This is a genomic window from Paramixta manurensis (assembly GCF_013285385.1).
In the GTDB taxonomy this organism is placed as follows: domain Bacteria; phylum Pseudomonadota; class Gammaproteobacteria; order Enterobacterales; family Enterobacteriaceae; genus Paramixta; species Paramixta manurensis.
In genome coordinates this window covers 187,491-205,855 of record NZ_CP054212.1, presented here as the reverse complement: position 1 = coordinate 205,855, position 18,365 = coordinate 187,491, and the positions used below count along the sequence as shown (strand labels likewise).

The following is an 18,365-nucleotide window of genomic DNA, read 5'->3' as shown; positions in this document are numbered from 1 at the left end:
TGTCCTGGCTGCGCATACCGGCCAGGATATACGAATGGCGAAAACCAACAAGGTTGGTGCGATTATTGGGCGTTATATTCCGTGGATTGGATGGGGGCAGGCAATGTGGGTTGCACATTCCACTTTAAGAGACACAGCAGTGACATTTAACCGTATTGTTGCACCGCAAGATCGCATCCAGTGGACGTATTTCTGATGAGTATCGAACAGGAAATAATCCACTACATATACGAAAACCATAGCCATAAAAAATATGGATTCTTTGGCCCTCGCCCTGAGGTCACCCCGCAAACGGAGTTAACGAGAGGTGGGCTTGATATAATCTGGGAAGATGCTGAGGATACACTCAGTTATTATTTCAGAAACTGGAATGTTGAGCTTAACAAGTTTGAGATAACTCATTATTTCGCCCCTGATTTTTTAGGCTCACCTGAGCCTGAACAGCCGCTAAAGCCATTATATGTCTGGATGTTGGTGGAATCAGCCAAAGCGGGCCGCTGGCTCTATGACTGAGCAGCGGAATAAACGATTTTGTAAGTTATTCGTACTCATGTTTACTCGTGCATCCTGCGGCCTGTAACCGAGGGCTTTATATTTTTCATATGTATCTTGCACGGTGACACTCATACATAAGCTGCCACTGCTCGTTTGGTTTCCTTGTCTTGAAGGCCAGGGTATAAAACGCAGCGATTTGTTCTCACACTTGCACCCCATCCGGCAACCATCCCTGATATAATCCCCTGCTTCAAAAGGTTCTCATGCTTTTTCCTGCATCCGTTGCTGTGCGCCGTTCTGTGGGGTAATTCGTGGGGTAATAATTGTAAAATTTCGATTCAATACAAATTAAAACCTTATAAATTCAACTGGATAAATAAAAATGCTCAGTTATCGCCACAGTTTTCACGCCGGCAACCATGCCGATGTTCTCAAACACACCGTCCAAAGCTTGATCATTACGTCGTTGAAAGAGAAAGAAAAACCTTTTTTATATCTCGATACGCACGCGGGCGCCGGTCGTTATCAACTCAGCGGTGAGCACGCCGAGCGCACCGGGGAATATTTGGAGGGGATTGCGCGGGTTTGGCAGCATGCCGATCTGCCGACAGCGTTAGCGCCCTATATTGAGGCGGTTAAGGCATTAAACCCGAGCGGCACGCTGCGCTACTATCCCGGTTCGCCACTGATTGCCCGTCATTTGCTGCGCCCGGAGGATAAGCTCCAGTTAACCGAGCTACACCCGAGTGATTTTCCGCTGCTGCGCGGTGAGTTTCTGAAAGATAGCCGCGCCCGCACCGAGCGTGCTGATGGCTATCAGCAGTTAAAATCTAAATTGCCGCCGCCTTCACGGCGCGGGCTGGTCCTGATCGATCCGCCTTATGAGTTGAAAACCGATTATCAGGCCGTGGTTCAGGGCATCCAGGAAGGGTATAAACGCTTCAGTACCGGCGTTTTCGCTCTATGGTATCCAGTGGTACTGCGCCAACAGATTAAGCGTATGTTTAACGAACTGGAAGCGACCGGTATTCGTCGCATCCTGCAAATCGAGCTGGCTGTGCGGCCCGATAGCGATCAGCGTGGTATGACCGCCTCAGGTATGGTGGTGATTAATCCGCCATGGAAGCTGGAGCAGCAAATGCGTGAACTGCTGCCATGGCTGCATAAAACACTGGTTCCTGGCGGCACCGGCCACACTAAAATCGACTGGATTGTGCCGGAATAACGCCGCGACTCTCTGTTCAGGGCGAGTCTCGGTTCGCCCTAAACCTCAAACACTGCAAAATCCCGTGCCAACTCGGTTGCGGGAAAAACCGCCTGGCACTCCGCCAGCAACCGCTCGCAATCGGCAAAGCTATAGCGTGAACTGAAGTGCGTGGCGATCAAACGTTTTGCGCCAGCCTGCTTCGCCGCCGTGGCGGCCTGTACCGTGGTGGAATGACCACGACCATTGGCTTTTTCCGCCATTGCCGCCTCAAGCGTCGTTTCATGAACCATTACATCGACATTAGCCGCCAGCTTACATGCTACTGGCGTCGGCGCGGTATCGCCAAAAATAGCTAACGATTTGCCGGGTATCGATGGCCCCAGATAATCGCCGCCATTCACCCGCCGTCCATCCTCCAACACCACGGTTTCACCTTGTTTAAGGCGCTGGAACCACGCCCCGCGCGGTATGCCATCCGCTTGCAGTTTTTCCGCATCTAATACGCCCGGTTTATCCTGTTCCTCAATGCGATAGCCATAGCACTCCACCACATGAGACAACGGCCAGGCCGTGACAGTAATACCGCCATCGCGGTACACCTCTCCCGCTTCAATTTCCACAATCTCCAGCGGGAAAGTCACGAACGAAGCGCTCAAACTCAGCGTGGTTTCAACAAACGCTTTCAGCCCTTTCGGCCCATACAGCGTTAAAGGCGTCGCTACGCCGCCCATTGAGCGGCTGGTGAGCAGACCCGGCAGACCAAAGATATGATCGCCATGAAGATGGGTAATAAATATTTTTTCCAGTTTACCGGGCTTTAACGCGCTACGCATAAATTGGTGCTGAGTACCTTCGCCACAGTCAAACAGCCAGCAATCACCCCGGTTGGATAAGGTTAACGCAATCGCGGTAACGTTTCGTTGCAGGCTAGGCGTACCGGCGCAGGTGCCGAGAAATGTGAGTTGCATGCTATGCTTCCAAACTAAGCAGACGGCTAATGGATTCAGATTAACTACACCCTATCACAATCATAGGCGCAACCTTTGCGGCAATCTGATGAGTAGCGGTAAACTCTGACCCAATTTAGATCACTTAATTTATGGAAGACGCTTAATGACCAAACATTATGATTACCTCGCCATCGGCGGCGGCAGCGGCGGTATCGCTTCGATTAATCGCGCAGCGATGTATGGACAAAAATGTGCGCTGATTGAAGCAAAAGAGCTGGGCGGAACCTGTGTTAATGTCGGTTGCGTGCCGAAAAAGGTCATGTGGCATGCGGCGCAGATCGCCGAAGCTATTCATCAATACGGCCCGGATTACGGTTTCGATACCACGGTGAATAGCTTTAACTGGAACACGCTGGTAAAAAACCGCAGCGCCTATATTGATCGCATCCACACCTCATACGATAACGTGCTGGGTAAAAATAACGTCGAGGTGATTAAAGGCTTCGCACGTTTTATTGATGCGCACACGGTTGAAGTTAACGGCGAGAAAATCACCGCCGACCATATCCTGATCGCAACCGGCGGTCGCCCAAGTCATCCGCAAATTCCGGGCGTAGAGTACGGTATTGATTCCGATGGCTTCTTTGAACTGGATGCCTTGCCGAAACGTACCGCAGTAGTGGGCGCTGGTTATATCGCCGTCGAACTGGCAGGCGTTGTTAACGCGTTAGGTTCAGAGACGCATCTGTTTGTGCGTAAACACGCGCCGCTACGCAGTTTCGACCCGCTGATTGTAGAGACGCTGGTTGAGGTCATGAATACCGAAGGGCCGACGTTGCATACACATTCCATCCCGCAAGCGGTGGTGAAAAATGCTGACGGTAGCCTGACACTCCAACTGGAGAATGGCGAAGAGTACACCGTGGATTGTCTGGTATGGGCGATTGGGCGCGAACCGGCTACCGATAATCTGAACCTGGCGGTAACCGGCGTAGAACGGGACCAGCGCGGTTATATCAAAGTCGATAAGTATCAAAATACCAATGTTGCAGGTATCTATGCGGTGGGCGATAACACCGGCGCGGTTGAGTTAACACCGGTGGCGGTGGCGGCAGGGCGTCGCCTCTCTGAACGTCTGTTTAACAACAAGCCGGAAGAGCATCTGGATTACAGCAACATCCCAACGGTGGTGTTTAGCCATCCGCCAATCGGCACCGTTGGCCTGAGCGAGCCGGAAGCGCGTGAGAAATACGGCGACGCAGAGGTGAAGGTGTATAAATCAGCCTTTACCGCCATGTATACCGCAGTGACGCAACATCGCCAGCCCTGTCGGATGAAGTTGGTTTGCGTGGGTAAAGAGGAAAAAATCGTCGGCATCCACGGCATTGGTTACGGTATGGATGAGATGCTGCAAGGCTTTGCGGTGGCGTTGAAAATGGGCGCGACCAAGCAAGACTTCGACAATACGGTGGCGATTCACCCAACCGGCGCCGAAGAGTTTGTCACCATGCGTTAATCGGGAGCAAACCGCTGGCGCGCGCAACGCCTGCCAGCGTGGATGGTTAAGGGTCACGCTAATGGCCCTTAACTCGCTCACCTGCCGGGCGAGAGAAACTCCATTGGTTTTTAGGCTTCAATAACCGGGCACCCTCTGCCCGAGAGCCAATATCCCTCTTCTTCTCCTCATCGACTGCCATTATCAGCGGCCAAAACCTGAATAGCGACCGCGAGAGTCGGTTTATTTCCCTAAAACAGCGTCGCAAAATCTGCACCTTTAACTTCAAAAACAATCAGATAAATACATCAATGGTATGCGTGGCGGAATGCGATTATCCAATGCGATGAATTACTCATATTATTTTCCAACCCCCAATAACCATTGGTTAGCGATAACCAGGAGACTGTGATGACCACGCTGACAACCCACCCTGTTGCTACGCTATTGGAACGCCTGTTGGAAGATTCCGAGGCAGCCTGGAATCCCGATACTGACGCGTCTATTTATTGGGCCGGGCTTTCCAAAGAGGAGCAAAAGCGCCTGATCGGCGATAAAACGCACTACCACGAATTTTATACACGCATGAAAGAGGCGCCGCTGGCGGTCTCACGCAGTACCGGGCAGTTACTGTATATGCTGGCGCGCTACGCAAGAGCGCAAAATATCGTTGAGTTCGGCACCTCATTTGGCGTATCGGCAACTTACCTTGCCTCAGCGTTGCGCGATAATGGCGGTGGAAAGCTGATTACCAGCGAATTTGAACCGTCTAAAGTATTACGGGCACGGCAAAACCTTGCTGAAGCGGGACTGGATGATCTGGTTGAGGTGCGCGAAGGCGATGCGTTGCAAACCCTGAGCAGCCAACTGCCGGAAACCATCGACTTACTGCTGCTTGACGGTGCCAAAGGGCTGTATCTGGATCTGCTTAAACAGTTGGAAAGCCGCTTTCGCGTTGGCACCCTGATTATTGCCGATGATGCTGATTACTGCCCTGATTACGTTAGCTATGTGAGAACGCCCGGACATGGTTATATGTCGGTCCCACTGGCAGAAGACATCGAAATGACGCTGTATCTTGGCTAATAATACCGGTCAGGCGCTTTCGCGCCTGACCGGTAGACTTATTGATGGAAAGTAAAGCTTTGCAGGAGTTGGTTAAACGCGGCAATATCCTGTTCGCCTGGCGCAGAGCTTTGCATCATGCTAAAGGCCAACAGGCGATTTTCACCCAAACCAAAAATGGCCTGCTGTTGATAAATCTGCACGCCGTCGCGTTCAAAACTGGCTTGTAAGCGCTCACCCTCAATTAGGCGATCGCCCAGCCATACCGGCGCACGCTGCTGTAATTGCCAACTCTTAAGATGTTGTGTTAACAACGCCAACTGCCGTTCAATATAAGCGGCAGGCGTATCGCCAACATTAAGCACATCACGGGTGATATTGATGGCGCCCGCACCGGGAACAACTGGTGTAAAAACGTGGGCCGTACGATCCACGTAGCCGTTAGGTAAAATGACTTTGCCTTCATTAAGAAGAGCGATGGGTTTGCTGTGCATATGCAACGTCCGTTTGCTAAACAAAAGATAAAGACTGACATAGCTCCCGGTGCTTTCCAATCCTCAATCGGTCCATTTTTTTAGGTTTTTTCGTTAGCGATGCAACTGTAGCAGCCAGGCAACATAGGCTTTATCCCATAGCGCGGCAGGCGTACCGGCGCGCCCAAGCCCAAAGCCGTGGCCGCCCTGGCTGATTTTCACCAGATCGACGGGCACGCCGACCCGGCGACAGGCATCACGCATAATCAGGGTATTGTGCGGATCGGAGGTGTGATCATCCTCAGCCTGCGCCATAAAGAGGGGTGGATAGCTTTTAGTCACAAAATTCTGCACCGACCATTGGGCTTCCTCCTCCGGCGTTGCATGGCGACCCACCATTTCCAAATGTGTAACGGTATGGGTATAGGGCGGTTCAAGCGTGATAACCGGGTAAATTAAGCCAACGCTGTCAGCGGTCGGTACAACACGATCCAGCTCATCCTGCTGTGGATAGGTGTTTAGATGAGGGCGCCCCGCCGCCATCCCGAGTAAATGACCGCCAGCGGAAAAGCCCAGAAGGTGCACCCGTTTTTCCATTGAACGCACTAAGCGAATCGCGCGTTGCGCATCTTGTAACGGTGCCAGACTTTTTTTATGCCAATGTTCACCAGGCAAACGGTAACTCAAAACATAGGCCGTATAACCAAACTGATTTAGCCAACGCGCCACCGGCCATGCCTCGCCGCCCATGCCAATCCAATGGTAACCGCCGCCCGCCGCAACCAGCACGCCTTCACCATTAGGATTTTTGGGCCGAAAACGTTGAATGGTCGGGTTCACGATATTTGACCACGAGCCATTGGCAGAAATATGTAAACTCCCGGACGGACCGCCGCCACCCGGCGGCTCGTCTGGCCAAAGAGGGATTACATCTTCGTTAGCAAACAAATCGCCCGCCTTTACTGACAGTAGCGTTGCACCCGCGCCCAATAAAAACCGGCGACGACTAATCATCTTCTCTTTCTCTTACTCTGTTCTACTAAAGCGAATACAACCCGATCACACAAAGGCAGAAACGTGTCAGACCGGACCGACCTGTCACATTCGCTGCATCATAGCCTGGAAATTCATCAGAATGTCAGGCTTATTTTTTATGACAGTTTAATGAAGAAAAAAAGTTTTCTTTAGCAACGAATAAAAACGCGCGCACGGTTGTTTACTCCTTACCAGACATTGAGGACGTAATCACCATGAGCCAATTGACGCTTTCCACCAGTAAAAAACGCGAACGCTACGACACGCTAAGTATTGTTCTGCACTGGACCACCGCCGCCTGCGTAATTTTCCTGTTTGCCAGCGCCCATACCTGGCAGTTCCTGGAGCGTGGTACGCCGCTGCGTAAAGGGCTTCAATCGCTGCATATCTCTTTCGGTATTTTATTGGCCGCCGTGCTGATTATTCGGCTGATCTGGCGGATTAGCGCGGCATTTAACCCCGAACGTAAGTTGACGCCAATCGCCATGCCCGGCGCCTTTCGCGCCCTTGCTCATTTAACGCACGGCGTGCTTTACCTGCTGCTGTTGGCGCAGGTCTCGCTCGGTTTTCTGTTTCGCTGGTCGCAGGGCGAACCGTTCTGGTTTTTTAATTTGCTCGAAATCCCCGACATCTTCGATATCGACCCAATGCTGCGCCGGACCTTCGCCATGCTGCATAACAATGTGGCGTGGGCACTGATTATTCTCGCCGGCGCGCACGCATTCGCCGCCTTGCTTCACCACTATGTACTCCGCGACGGCACGTTGCGCCGCATGTTACCCGGACTGAAAGAAAAACAACGCTAACCAACAGGAAACATTATGAAAGCATTCACACTGCACTCAACGAAAAAACTACTGCCACTATTATGCCTGGTCGCCAGTGGGCTGCTGTATACCGCCACGGCCAATGCGATGGGCGAAGACGATGAAAAAACCCCTGATTGCCCGAAAGGTCAGGCTTACGATAGTAAAACCAAAACCTGCATCGTGGACAAAAGCAGCATGCTGAACGACGATGATAAAACGCAGTACGCTTATCATCTGGCGAAAAGCGGCCGTTATCAGGAAGCGCTCAATCTGTTGGATACCCTGAAACAACCCAACACACGCGAAGCCTGGAATTACCGCGGCTACGCCACGCGAAAATTAGGTCGCACTGACGAAGGGATCGGCTATTATCAACGTTCTATCGCGCTCGATCCGCACTACGCGAAAGTGCGCGAGTACCTTGGCGAAGCCTGGATGATTAAAGGGCGTCCGGACCTGGCGAAATCAGAACTGGCTACAATCAAAACGCTGTGCGGTACCGGTTGCGAAGAGTATCGCGACCTGAAATCAGCCATTGACGGACATCCGGAGTCATGATGTAACGCCGCGCGTAAATGAGGACAAGAAAATCACCGTAAGCGAAGTCCGTTCTCAGTTGGGGCAGCACCTGACGCGCCTGTGGCGCTATGGCATGGTGTTGTCCCGCAATCGGGAGGTGGCTGAAGATTTAGTTCAGTCTGCCTGTGTCCGCGCGCTGGAGCGTAGTACCCAGTTCCAGCCGGGCACCCGTATTGATCGCTGGCTATTTTCCATCCTGTACTCGATCTGGATTAACGAAATTCGCGCGCAACGCGTACGTCAGGGGCAAGGGTTCATTGATAGCGATGAGCTGAGTGCGGCGGAAGATGCCGTCAGCATTGAAGATCGTCGCCAGTATGACAGCGTGTTACAACGCGTGAGCCAACTCCCCGAGGCGCAACGTAATGCCGTGTTTTTAGTTTACGTTGAAGGTTTCACCTATCAGGAGGCTGCGGAGACCTTGTCCGTACCGATTGGCACTATTATGAGCCGCCTGGCCGCCGCCCGGGCGACGCTCGCAAAACAACTGACGCCGTCTGCCATGAAGGAGGAGCGGAAATGAGCCGAATACCCTTCTCTGCCCCCTATAACGATGAGGCAATTGTTGCCTGGCTGGACGGTGAAATGAGCGAAGTTGAGCGCGAAGCGTTCGATCAGCACCTGAACAGCGACAGTGCGCTCGCGGCGCGTACCGCCGAGCTGATGCACAGCAATCTGCCGTGGCAGCAGGCATTCGAACCGTTATTGGACGACGCGCCAGAGGCGCGTATGCAGGCCAAGCTGGACACTTTATTACAGCCGCAGCCCGCCTCGTCCGTGGCGGCAAAAGGCATTAGCCGCCGTAACCTAATCGCCGCCTCGCTAGGGTTTCTGGCTGTTGGTGTTCTAACCGGGCGTTTTTTATTGCCGCAGAATGCAGAGGTGCGCGGCGAGCCGAAAGTGCGAGAGCTAATTGCACAATATATGTCGCTGTACAGTACTGAAACGCTGGCTGATATCGACGCAACGCCAACGGCAATCCAGCGTGGATTGAATCGCATGCACCAGGACCTTGGTCTGTCCCTTGCCGATCAAACCATTCAGGTTCCGGGGACCGAGCTGAAAAGCGTGCGGATGCTGCGTTATGACAGCACTTCCATTGCGCAAATTGCTTATCTTCACCCGGACTATGGCCCAATGGCACTGTGTGTATCACGCGCCGCCGGGGAGGCTTCCTCCTCGCTCAATCATGAAGTACGGCGCGGACTGAACCTGGTCTGGTGGCACCAAAAAGGCTACCAATATGTACTGATTGGGCATAATCCGCCGGACGATCTGGAAAAAAGCGGGCGACTACTGCAACAACGTATTGCCTGATAAGACGGCTCCGCGATGCCGCCCATCGCGGAGGTACTTACTTGCTGGCGTTACGCGCCTCTTGCCGTGCCTGGCGCCGGTTAAGCAGCGGCGTTACCGTGATGCCATGCAACACGATGCTGCTGACCACTAGCGTCAGCGCCATATCCACCATCAGTGCCGCCTGCTGCCCCGTCATACCGTGCACCCACGCCCAGGCGATGTAGTTAATACTCCCGATGCCGCGGATACCCAACCAACCGATCAAGATGCGGCGTGGTGCAGGCGCGCCGCTGCCGATTGTCGCCAGCCAGACCGAGAGCGGGCGGATAACCACAAACAGAAGCAACGCCATTACCAGCCCATTCACACTCCAGTGTTGCGCCAGCGTAATACCTAATACCACCATCATCGCCGCTGCCAACAGGCGCTCCACCGTATCGCCGAAAGACAGGGCATCACCCACCACCAACCCGACCGATTTGACTAACCCTTTACCGCCGTGGACGTGGCGCTGATTTGGGTTGACCAGTACCTCTGCGGGCGGATGGAGATCGTCCTCCGGTTGATGCTCAGGCGGATGCCGGCGGATCACCCCCATCTCGGCACGGCGTAGCCCAACGCCTGCCGCAAAGGTGGCGAGAAAACCCGACGCGCCAAGATACTGCGCAACCGCGTAGCTGAGCGCAATTAATGCCAGCGCCAGAAAATCATTCGGCGCGATATCCTGATGCGCGCTACGCAAGTGCGTCGCCAGCATTCCGATCAACCGCCCCATCGCGAAGCCAATCACGATACCTGCGCCCATTCCCCATAGCACATCAATGCTGAACCAATGTAATAACAGCGGCATTGACAGGGTTTCATGGTGCGTAAACAGCATCATCGCCAACATCAGTAACGGCAGCGCCGAACCATCATTTAACCCCGCCTCGCTTGAGAGCGCCACGCGTAAGGAATCATCATCTCGCGCATCGCTGACTGAGATTAAACTGGCGAGTACCGGATCGGTCGGCGCCACAATCGCGGCAAACGCCAACGATAGCGACCAGGGAAAGCCGGTCAGCAGATACACCGCGACAGTAACCCCGGTCACCGTCAGCAACATGGCCGGAAACGCCAGCAGAATGCCAACGCGCCAACTGTGCGCCCGTAACGGCAGCCGTAACTTCAGCCCGGTAATAAATAGCGAGGCCGCCATGGTGATCTCAGTAATGTGCGCGGCGGCCGCTGCATGACCAAGGATATTAATCCGTAATATATCCAGCCCCCAAGGGCCGAATAGCACGCCAGCAATCAGGAACAAACTAAAGGAGGTCACCGGCCCGCGATTGATCCAACCTGAAGCCAGTGACATCAGCAGCAGCAGGCCGCCCACACAGGCCGTCCAACCGAGAAAATCCATACACCGTCCTTTTCCGCATTTTAGCCCGTGAAGCATTAAGCCTGGCATATTTCTCAACGGTAACGATTTTTTGCCTTCCACAGAATAACGATAAGCGCTTTGTGCTACGCCTTCCCGCGCGCGCCACCGCTGTGAGCTGAATATGTTATGTTGTGTATCAGACGGCTGAAATTAAGCACCCTCGTCCAGGAATCTATTCATGTCATTATCCAGCCTCGCTTCCTTATCTGAACTTTCCGCCGCCGAATGGGATGCGTTGCTGCCTGACGACAATCCCTTCCTTTGCCACGCGTTTTTGTCTGCCGTTGAACAGAGCGGCAGCGTAAGTGTGGAGAACGGCTGGCAGCCAGAACATCTGGTGTGGCGCGAAGACGGTCAGATCCGCGCCGCGATACCGGGCTATCGTAAAACCCATTCATGGGGAGAATATGTCTTCGATCAGGGTTGGGCGGAGGCCTGTCAGCGTGCCGGTATCCGCTATTATCCAAAATGGCTCGGCGCCATTCCGTTCAGCCCGGTAACCGGTGCGCGCCTGCTGGGTGAAACATCGGCGGTGGATCAATTGCTGACGGCATTGCCGGATTACCTGCAAGACCAGCATCTTTCTGGCGCTCATCTCAACTTTACGCGTCCTGAAGAGAATGCCCGGTTGCGTGGGCAGGCCAATTGGTTACCGCGTCTGGGCTGCCAGTATCACTGGCATAACCGTGGATATCGCGATTTTCAGGACTTTCTCGATACGCTAATGTCGCGTAAACGCAAGCAGTTGCGTAAAGAACGCGAGCAGGTTGCCGCGGACGGTATTGCGTTCCAATGGTTTAGCGGTGCACAACTCAGCGAGAGCCAGTGGGATTTTGTCTATGCCTGTTATGCCAATACTTATCGGGTACGCGGCAGGCATCCCTATCTAAGTCGTGCCTTTTTTAGTTTACTGGCGGAGCGAATGCCGGAGAGTATTCGCGTGACTATCGCTTGCTGGCAGAGCAAACCCGTGGCGATGGCCTTTAGCCTGCTGAGCGGCACCACCTTGTATGGGCGCTACTGGGGCTGTCTGGCGGAATTTGATGGTTTGCATTTTGAAACCTGTTTTTATCAGGGCATGGAATATGCCATTGAACAGGGCCTGACGCATTTTGACGCTGGCGCCCAGGGCGAGCATAAGTTACTGCGCGGCTTTGAACCGGTGATAACCCACTCTTGGCACTATTTACGCCATCCGGGATTGCGCGCAGCGGTTGAGGACTTTCTGCGTGAGGAGCGGGCTGGCGTGCGCGCCTGGGCTGAAGATGCGCGCGACGCCTTACCGTATCGGCGAGGAGATTAATCGGCGCCGACAAAACCACCGGTTTGATGCCGCCACAAGCGCGCGTAGATTCCGCCTTTCGCCAATAACTCCTGATGGGTGCCGACTTCGGCAATCTGCCCTTGGTCCAACACCACCAGCCGGTCAAGGCGTGCAATGGTGGATAAACGGTGGGCAATCGCAATCACCGTTTTCCCTTGCATCAGGCTTTCCAGGCTCTCCTGAATTGCCGCTTCCACTTCAGAATCCAGCGCCGAGGTCGCTTCATCCATAATCAGAATCGGGGCATCTTTTAGCAACACGCGCGCAATCGCGATCCGCTGGCGCTGGCCGCCCGACAGTTTTACGCCACGTTCGCCGACGTGTGCGTCAAGGCCAGTGCGCCCCTCTGGATCGGAAAGCAGCGGAATAAACTCATCGGCACGGGCGCGTTGAATCGCAGTGTTCAACTCCGCTTCGCTGGCATCGGGACGCCCATACAGCAAGTTGTCGCGAATAGAACGATGCAGCAGCGAGGTATCCTGCGTAATCATGCCAATTTGCGCCCGCAAACTCTCCTGGCTGACCTGAGCGATATTTTGCCCGTCAATCATAATCCGCCCATGATTAATGTCGTACAGGCGCAACAATAAGTTGACCAACGTTGATTTACCGGCGCCGGAGGGGCCGATTAACCCAATTTTTTCGCCGGGCTTAATGTCTAAATTCAAATGCCGGATAACCTGACGGCTGCCGCCATAATCGAAACTCACATCATCAAAATGCAATCCGCCGCGCTCAACTTTCAGCGTGGTTGCCTGCGGCTCATCGGTCACCGTCAGCGGCTGGGCAATGGTTTTTAACCCATCCTGCACCATTCCGATATTTTCAAAAATGCCATTGACCACCCACATGATCCAACCGGACATGTTGACGATACGAATAACCAGCCCGGTCGCCAGCGCAATGGCGCCAACGCTAATCAGCGATTGTGTCCATAGCCATAGCGCTAAACCGCTGGTAGCAACAATCAGCAAGCCGTTCAGGGTGGAGAGCGTCACATCCATACTGGTGACCATGCGGCTTGCCAGTTGAGTTTTCGCGGTTTGTTCCGCAATCGCCTCTTTCGCATAACGCTGCTCCAGATCGGTATGGGCAAACAGTTTTAGCGTGGTGATATTGGTGTAACCATCAACAATGCACCCCATCAGCTTTGAACGCGCTTCAGAAGAGACGACGGAACGGGCCTTCACGCGCGGTACAAAAAAGCGTAACGCGCTGCTGTAACCCAGCATCCACAGAATGAGCGGTACCATTAAACGCCAGTCAGCTTCAGCAAATAGCACCAGAGCGGTCACCGCGTAAATCAGCACATGCCACAACGCATCCACCACCTGCACCGCCGAATCACGTAACGCATTACCGGTTTGCATAATGCGCTGTGCAATACGTCCGGCGAAATCGTTTTGAAAAAAGTTCAGGCTCTGACGCAGCACGTAATTATGATTTTGCCAGCGGATCATACTGGTCATACCGGGGTTAATGCTTTGATGTACCAGTAGGTCATGCAGCCCGATAAAGATAGGCCGTAGGATCAGCGCGACCGCAGCCATCCATAGCAGGATGCCCCAGTTATCCTGAAAAAAAGAGGAAGGCGTTGAGGCATTCGCTAAGTCGATAATGCGGCTGAGGTAGCTAAATAGCGCCACCTCAATCAATGAAGCGACCAGCCCAACCGCCAGTAAGGCGGCGAAACTGCGCCAGACTTGGCGCAGATAGTAGACATAAAACGCCCACACTCGATCGGGCGGCGCGCCAGCAGGCGCATCCTGAAAGATGTTGATGAACTGCTCAAAACGGCGGAATAGCATACACAAACTCACTCTCTTTCCATTAAGAGACCGAGTTTAGTGCAACATCACGCTATCTTCTGCTTAATGTGCGCTAGATCGCACAAAATTGGCTCAAATACGACGGGTTAACCTAATGCATTTATTAGCGCAAAACCGGCAAACGTCATCAATAACGAACCCAATACATGCGCCAGCACACTGCCCATCGCCCACAGATATTTGCCGCTTTGCAACAGCACCATAATTTCGGCTGAGAAGGTCGAAAAGGTAGTCAGGCCGCCGCATAAGCCGGTGGTGATCAATAATTTCCAGGCGATATCAAGATGCGGATTTTTCAGGAAGTACGCTAACGCGCCGCCAATAACGAAACCACCCACCAAGTTAACAATCAAGGTGCCGGGCGGCAGATTAGGAAATAGCGCATTAAAACGCAGCGCAATTAACCAACGCAGAATACAGCCCACTGCACCACCGATCATTACCGCAAGCAAAGATTTGACCATCAATTATTGTTCCCTAAGTGTTTAAAACGGCTCCGCGCAGGGAAGGTATGCAGGTTGGATAAGAAAACGCCCTGACATAGCCCTTACTCCCACACGAGGATTATCTATGTCAGGCGTCATCAGCCGTCCGGAACGCGGACTGGCGGTTGGTTAAGGTGGAACGCCATCACCCTATGCGCTACATGATAGCCTGGCGCGCTGGACGAGACAATGCTCTACGGATGCTTGAACACCAAGCTGCCATCTCCGCTTTGAACAATGCTAAAACATCCCCATACGATTTTCCGGGGAACTTTTTATGTCCAAAGAGACAGTTACCCTGAGCCATAAAAATGTCGCTTTTAAACTAAAAAACTCGCCATAAAAGTATCTTTTAAGCTACAATGGCATTCATGAAGACGATAAAGACCTACATAACCGCAGACGGTCGTGACCTTTATGCTAATTTTTTCAAAAACTTACGCGACCCAATTGCTAAGGCAAAGATTGCCTCCCGCATTAACCGGATGGCATCTGGAAATTTTGGGGACCATAAGCCATGCCGGGAAGGTGTCTGGGAGCTTAGGATAGATCAGGGAGGTGGGTACCGCGTTTACTACAGTCTGGTTGCAGGGGAGATAGTTTTACTGCTACTCGCTGGTGATAAACGAACTCAGGATGCTGACATAGATGAGGCTATTGATTGCCTCAAAGATTATTTAAAGAGGTGATGTATGCCTAAAGAACGTTCATATGATGACGTAATGGTGGATGCTCTCAGAGAGGACCCTGCTTTTGCTCAGGCCTATCTGCATCAGGCATTCCTTGACATGGATGAAGAGGGAGGTCAGGAAGCTTTTTTACTTGCCTTACGCCATGTTGTAGAAGCACGAGGTGGAATGGCTACAATCGCCCAAAAAGCGGGGGTGTCGCGTGAATCTCTGTATCGCACGCTATCCCCTACAGGCAACCCCACCCTGAAAACTCTGCGCAGCGTCGTTCATGCGACAGGTTTTCAGTTCTCTGCACTCGCAAGCGCATGAAAGAAGTGCCCGGCTTAGCCGGGCATTTGACAATGCTCTGTGGACGCGTCCCCTTTAGGCCACTTTTGCCGCTTCTTGTTGCTCAACATCGCCATTATCCAACCGCTGACGTTGGCGCAAACCGGGGAATAACCACATCCATATTCCTACTACCGCCAGAGTGCCGATGCCGCCCAGCACCGCTGCCGGTACCGCGCCTAACCATGCCGCCAGCATCCCGGATTCAAACTCGCCCAACTGATTGGAAGTATTTACAAAAATAGAATTCACCGCATTCACACGCCCGCGCATATCATCGGGCGTATCAAGCTGTACCAGCGCGCCGCGAATCACCATACTCACCATATCAAATGCGCCGGTTGCGAACAGCGCCAGCAGCGAGATCCACAGCGAGGCCGACAGCGCAAACACCAACGTTGCCACACCAAAACAGGCAACCGAGACGAACATAATCATCCCCACGCGGCGTTCAAGCGAGTGACGGCTCAGCCAGAACCCGACCAATAGTGCGCCCACCGCGGGTGCGGCGCGTAGCAACCCCAATCCAAGCGGCCCGGTATGCAGAATATCGCTCGCAAAGATGGGTAATAACGCGGTTGCACCACCCAGTAATACGGCAAACAGATCGAGCGAAATCACGCCCAATACATCCGGTCGCTCACGAATAAAGCGCACCCCGGCAAACAGAGTGGAAAGCGTTGCTGGCACCCGTACCGGCGGCGCCTGTTCATAACGCAAACTACTGACCATCGCGACCGAAACCAGATACAGTAGCCCGGTTGCCAGATAGACAATATCCGCCCCGGTAGTATACAGGAAACCGCCCAGCGCCGGCCCGGCGATCATTGCCGCCTGCCCGGAAACCGCGCTGGCCGCCGTTGCGCGCGCCAGTAAACGCGGCGGCACTAACGCCGGTAGCATGGATTGCAGCGCCGGGCCTTCAATCACTTTTGCCACCGAAATAATAAACACCAGCGCCAGAATGATCAGCACATCGGCCCGATGTAAAAACGTCAATAGCGCCAGCGCCAGAATGGCCAGCCACTCAATCAACTGACCAAGTAGTACGATACGACGACGGTCGTATTGATCGGCGAGATGCCCCGCCGGAATCGCTAGCGCAATAGAGGGAATAAACTGGACCAGCCCAATCAGGCCAAGATAAAACGCCCGACCGGTAACGGCGTAAATTTGCCATCCGACCACAATCGACAGCATCTGAAAGCCAAAGCTGGAGCCGGTTCGCGCCAGCCAAAACGCTACAAAAGAACGATGTTGTAATAACGAATCCGCGCGGGCGGCAGCCGATGGGGGCATGATAGTTCCCGATAGTTAACAGAAGCGCTGGTTCCCGGCACAGAGCGCGGAAACCGCACAGCGTAGCGTATTATGCCCCAGCGCGTTTATCCGCGCGTGCACAACGCCATGGGTCTGATCCGGTAATGGCGGGACCCGCCTCGCCATTCGGTTATCGGTCACATTAAGGTTGATAAAACAGATTAAAGCTATCGTCTGGCAGTTTGGTAAAGCGACGAATAATTTGATGATAATCAGCGGTCGGATCCAGTTGGCTAAACGTCTGTGGATAGAAGGTCTTACTTAACGCCTCTAACCCGATAATATTGTACGGATTATTATAAAAATGGTGATATACCGCCGCCACATGACCGGCTTTCACCGCCGGAATCTGCGCCACACCAGAACGCGCCAGCAGTGCGTTAAATTTGGCTTTAATCTGCGCCGGATCGGTGTTGTAACCAAAGGGCACCACCGCATTATCTTTCCCGCCACGCTTTGAACCGGTCATGACATAGTAATCAGGATGCAGGGAAATAATTTTCTCGACCGACACATCGCCAGTGGCGCCCGCTAATAGCTGTGAACCAATATTCACCCCACCAGCCGCTTCGACTAAGCCTCCCCAACCGTTGTGCGCATGGGTAAAGCAGCAGGCATCATCTAACCCTCCGACACCTGCAATCGGCTCAATAAATACCACCGGTTTCGGCGTGATCGCCGCGGTTTTGTCTTGAATGGCCTGCAGGTGCGCCTGGTAATAGTCGGTATAGGCTTTGGCGCGCGCTTCTTGATTTAACACCTTTCCTAACAGCGTGATACTGGGCACGGTGTTTTGCACCGGGTGCAATTCATAATCGACAAAAATAACCGGTATGTGCAGCTTTTCCAGCGAGGCCATGACACCGGTTTGCACCAGCGCCGGTTTGGCACGCAACTGGGCAATCATCAGGTCGGGATGTTTAGCGATAACCGCTTCGAGGTTAACGTTACCCTGGTCGGAAAAACCCATATCAAGAATGTTTTCTGAATCAGGCCAGGCGCGTTTTAATACTTTCCAGGTTTCCGTGTCCTGTTTCTTCGGCAGGTTATTCCATGCCACCACCCGTTTAAACGGGTTATCGCGATCCAGCAACGCCAGCGAAAGAATGTCCCGGCCATCTTGCAAAATAATATGCTGCGGCTCTTTTTCAATCGTTACGCTGCGGTTATCCCGATCGGTCACCGTTAGCGGCCAGCTAACCGCGCTGGCAAGTAATGGAGCCGCCAGCAGAGCGAAACCGGCCACACTCATCGCTATACGTTGTTTTAACGCCATAATCTTATTCCTGCCTTGGTTAAAAAGTTATTTGCTTATCTTGCCTGTGCGCCCCACGCCATCAGCCAGCGGAGACGCATGACAACCTTATATTTCAGAAGGATATTATTAGACTGTTAATGATAATAATTATTATATTTAGTTAGGTTAAGTACTTTTTAAACCAATCGTAAACGGTTCAGCCGGGCAGGAAGGAAAAATGTGGAAATAGCAATGGCCCCCAATCACGCGCTAACGGCGGTTATTGGGGGGTTTATTGCCAGCGCCGGATGAAAACAGCGC

At 53.1% G+C, this 18,365-nt stretch carries 20 protein-coding genes and 1 riboswitch; of the genes, 12 read left to right on the top strand and 8 right to left on the bottom strand.

Going from position 1 to position 18,365, the window contains the following annotated elements; translation table 11 throughout:
* The first annotated feature begins 34 nt into the window (after positions 1–34).
* The 3 genes from PMPD1_RS00970 to PMPD1_RS00960 all read left to right on the top strand — a co-directional run bounded on the left by PMPD1_RS00970 (position 35) and on the right by PMPD1_RS00960 (position 1,720).
* Positions 35–196 carry an STM2901 family protein gene (locus PMPD1_RS00970; protein WP_173632298.1) on the top strand — a complete coding sequence of 54 codons (162 nt, stop codon included), beginning with the start codon at positions 35–37 and terminating at the stop codon, positions 194–196.
* Positions 196–513, top strand: a complete 318-nt coding sequence (locus PMPD1_RS00965) for a DUF1493 family protein (protein WP_173632297.1) — start codon at positions 196–198, stop codon at positions 511–513. Before PMPD1_RS00970 ends, PMPD1_RS00965 begins: the two co-directional genes overlap by 1 nt.
* A gap of 364 nt (positions 514–877) precedes the next feature.
* The gene (locus tag PMPD1_RS00960; RefSeq protein WP_173632296.1) at positions 878–1,720 is read left to right on the top strand and encodes a 23S rRNA (adenine(2030)-N(6))-methyltransferase RlmJ; all 843 of its coding nucleotides are present in this window, start codon (positions 878–880) and stop codon (positions 1,718–1,720) included.
* A gap of 38 nt (positions 1,721–1,758) precedes the next feature.
* Here PMPD1_RS00960 and rnz read toward each other — a convergent pair whose 3' ends face one another.
* Positions 1,759–2,670: a ribonuclease Z gene (gene rnz, locus PMPD1_RS00955; protein ID WP_173632295.1), complete on the bottom strand. Its 912-nt coding sequence runs from the start codon at positions 2,668–2,670 to the stop codon at positions 1,759–1,761.
* 145 nt (positions 2,671–2,815) lie between these two features.
* On the opposite strand from rnz, the gene gorA reads away from it, so the two are divergent.
* Positions 2,816–4,168, top strand: coding sequence for a glutathione-disulfide reductase (gene gorA / locus PMPD1_RS00950; protein ID WP_173632294.1), 1,353 nt, complete (start codon positions 2,816–2,818; stop codon positions 4,166–4,168).
* A gap of 390 nt (positions 4,169–4,558) precedes the next feature.
* Positions 4,559–5,233 (top strand): O-methyltransferase, encoded by a 675-nt coding sequence (locus PMPD1_RS00945; protein WP_173632293.1) that lies wholly within the window; start codon positions 4,559–4,561, stop codon positions 5,231–5,233.
* A gap of 38 nt (positions 5,234–5,271) precedes the next feature.
* Here PMPD1_RS00945 and PMPD1_RS00940 read toward each other — a convergent pair whose 3' ends face one another.
* Together PMPD1_RS00940 and PMPD1_RS00935 are read right to left on the bottom strand one after the other, a co-directional pair.
* Positions 5,272–5,706 carry a DcrB-related protein gene (locus tag PMPD1_RS00940; protein WP_173632292.1) on the bottom strand — a complete coding sequence of 145 codons (435 nt, stop codon included), beginning with the start codon at positions 5,704–5,706 and terminating at the stop codon, positions 5,272–5,274.
* Between the two features lie 93 nt (positions 5,707–5,799).
* Positions 5,800–6,699 (bottom strand): alpha/beta hydrolase, encoded by a 900-nt coding sequence (locus tag PMPD1_RS00935; RefSeq protein ID WP_173632291.1) that lies wholly within the window; start codon positions 6,697–6,699, stop codon positions 5,800–5,802.
* A gap of 236 nt (positions 6,700–6,935) precedes the next feature.
* Here PMPD1_RS00935 and PMPD1_RS00930 point away from each other — a divergent pair, with 236 nt between their 5' ends.
* From PMPD1_RS00930 to PMPD1_RS00915, 4 genes are read left to right on the top strand one after another with little or no spacing between them, the layout of a single operon-like run.
* Entirely contained in the window at positions 6,936–7,526 is a 591-nt protein-coding gene (locus tag PMPD1_RS00930) for a cytochrome b (RefSeq protein WP_173632290.1), read from the top strand.
* 15 nt (positions 7,527–7,541) lie between these two features.
* Positions 7,542–8,087 carry a tetratricopeptide repeat protein gene (locus PMPD1_RS00925; protein WP_173632289.1) on the top strand — a complete coding sequence of 182 codons (546 nt, stop codon included), beginning with the start codon at positions 7,542–7,544 and terminating at the stop codon, positions 8,085–8,087.
* Positions 8,065–8,631, top strand: a complete 567-nt coding sequence (locus tag PMPD1_RS00920; protein WP_173632288.1) for an RNA polymerase sigma factor — start codon at positions 8,065–8,067, stop codon at positions 8,629–8,631. Before PMPD1_RS00925 ends, PMPD1_RS00920 begins: the two co-directional genes overlap by 23 nt.
* A complete protein-coding gene (locus tag PMPD1_RS00915; protein ID WP_173632287.1) occupies positions 8,628–9,425 on the top strand; it encodes an anti-sigma factor family protein in 798 nt (265 codons plus the stop codon). The genes PMPD1_RS00920 and PMPD1_RS00915 overlap by 4 nt, the downstream gene beginning before the upstream one ends.
* A 37-nt stretch (positions 9,426–9,462) precedes the next feature.
* Here the strand turns inward: PMPD1_RS00915 and PMPD1_RS00910 are convergent, their stop codons facing one another.
* Positions 9,463–10,809 (bottom strand): cation:proton antiporter, encoded by a 1,347-nt coding sequence (locus PMPD1_RS00910; RefSeq protein WP_173632286.1) that lies wholly within the window; start codon positions 10,807–10,809, stop codon positions 9,463–9,465.
* Positions 10,810–11,008: 199 nt separating this feature from the next.
* Between PMPD1_RS00910 and PMPD1_RS00905 the strand changes: the two genes are divergently transcribed.
* Positions 11,009–12,133: a GNAT family N-acetyltransferase gene (locus PMPD1_RS00905; protein WP_173632285.1), complete on the top strand. Its 1,125-nt coding sequence runs from the start codon at positions 11,009–11,011 to the stop codon at positions 12,131–12,133.
* On the opposite strand, the gene PMPD1_RS00900 is transcribed toward PMPD1_RS00905, so the two are convergent.
* The gene (locus PMPD1_RS00900; RefSeq protein ID WP_173632284.1) at positions 12,130–13,962 is read right to left on the bottom strand and encodes an ABC transporter ATP-binding protein; all 1,833 of its coding nucleotides are present in this window, start codon (positions 13,960–13,962) and stop codon (positions 12,130–12,132) included. The genes PMPD1_RS00905 and PMPD1_RS00900 overlap by 4 nt on opposite strands.
* A gap of 107 nt (positions 13,963–14,069) precedes the next feature.
* A complete protein-coding gene (gene crcB / locus PMPD1_RS00895) occupies positions 14,070–14,447 on the bottom strand; it encodes a fluoride efflux transporter CrcB (protein WP_173632283.1) in 378 nt (125 codons plus the stop codon).
* Positions 14,448–14,550: 103 nt separating this feature from the next.
* Positions 14,551–14,627: riboswitch (Fluoride riboswitch) on the bottom strand.
* A gap of 212 nt (positions 14,628–14,839) precedes the next feature.
* On the opposite strand from crcB, the gene PMPD1_RS00890 reads away from it, so the two are divergent.
* Both PMPD1_RS00890 and PMPD1_RS00885 read left to right on the top strand, forming a co-directional pair.
* On the top strand, positions 14,840–15,157 hold the full coding sequence (locus PMPD1_RS00890) for a type II toxin-antitoxin system RelE/ParE family toxin (RefSeq protein WP_173632282.1): 318 nt from the start codon (positions 14,840–14,842) through the stop codon (positions 15,155–15,157).
* Positions 15,158–15,160: 3 nt separating this feature from the next.
* Positions 15,161–15,469 carry an addiction module antidote protein gene (locus PMPD1_RS00885; protein WP_173632281.1) on the top strand — a complete coding sequence of 103 codons (309 nt, stop codon included), beginning with the start codon at positions 15,161–15,163 and terminating at the stop codon, positions 15,467–15,469.
* Between the two features lie 54 nt (positions 15,470–15,523).
* Here the strand turns inward: PMPD1_RS00885 and PMPD1_RS00880 are convergent, their stop codons facing one another.
* Together PMPD1_RS00880 and PMPD1_RS00875 are read right to left on the bottom strand one after the other, a co-directional pair.
* The gene (locus PMPD1_RS00880) at positions 15,524–16,786 is read right to left on the bottom strand and encodes an MFS transporter (protein WP_173632280.1); all 1,263 of its coding nucleotides are present in this window, start codon (positions 16,784–16,786) and stop codon (positions 15,524–15,526) included.
* Positions 16,787–16,949: 163 nt separating this feature from the next.
* Entirely contained in the window at positions 16,950–18,083 is a 1,134-nt protein-coding gene (locus PMPD1_RS00875; RefSeq protein WP_173632279.1) for an ABC transporter substrate-binding protein, read from the bottom strand.
* Positions 18,084–18,365: the final 282 nt, after the last annotated feature.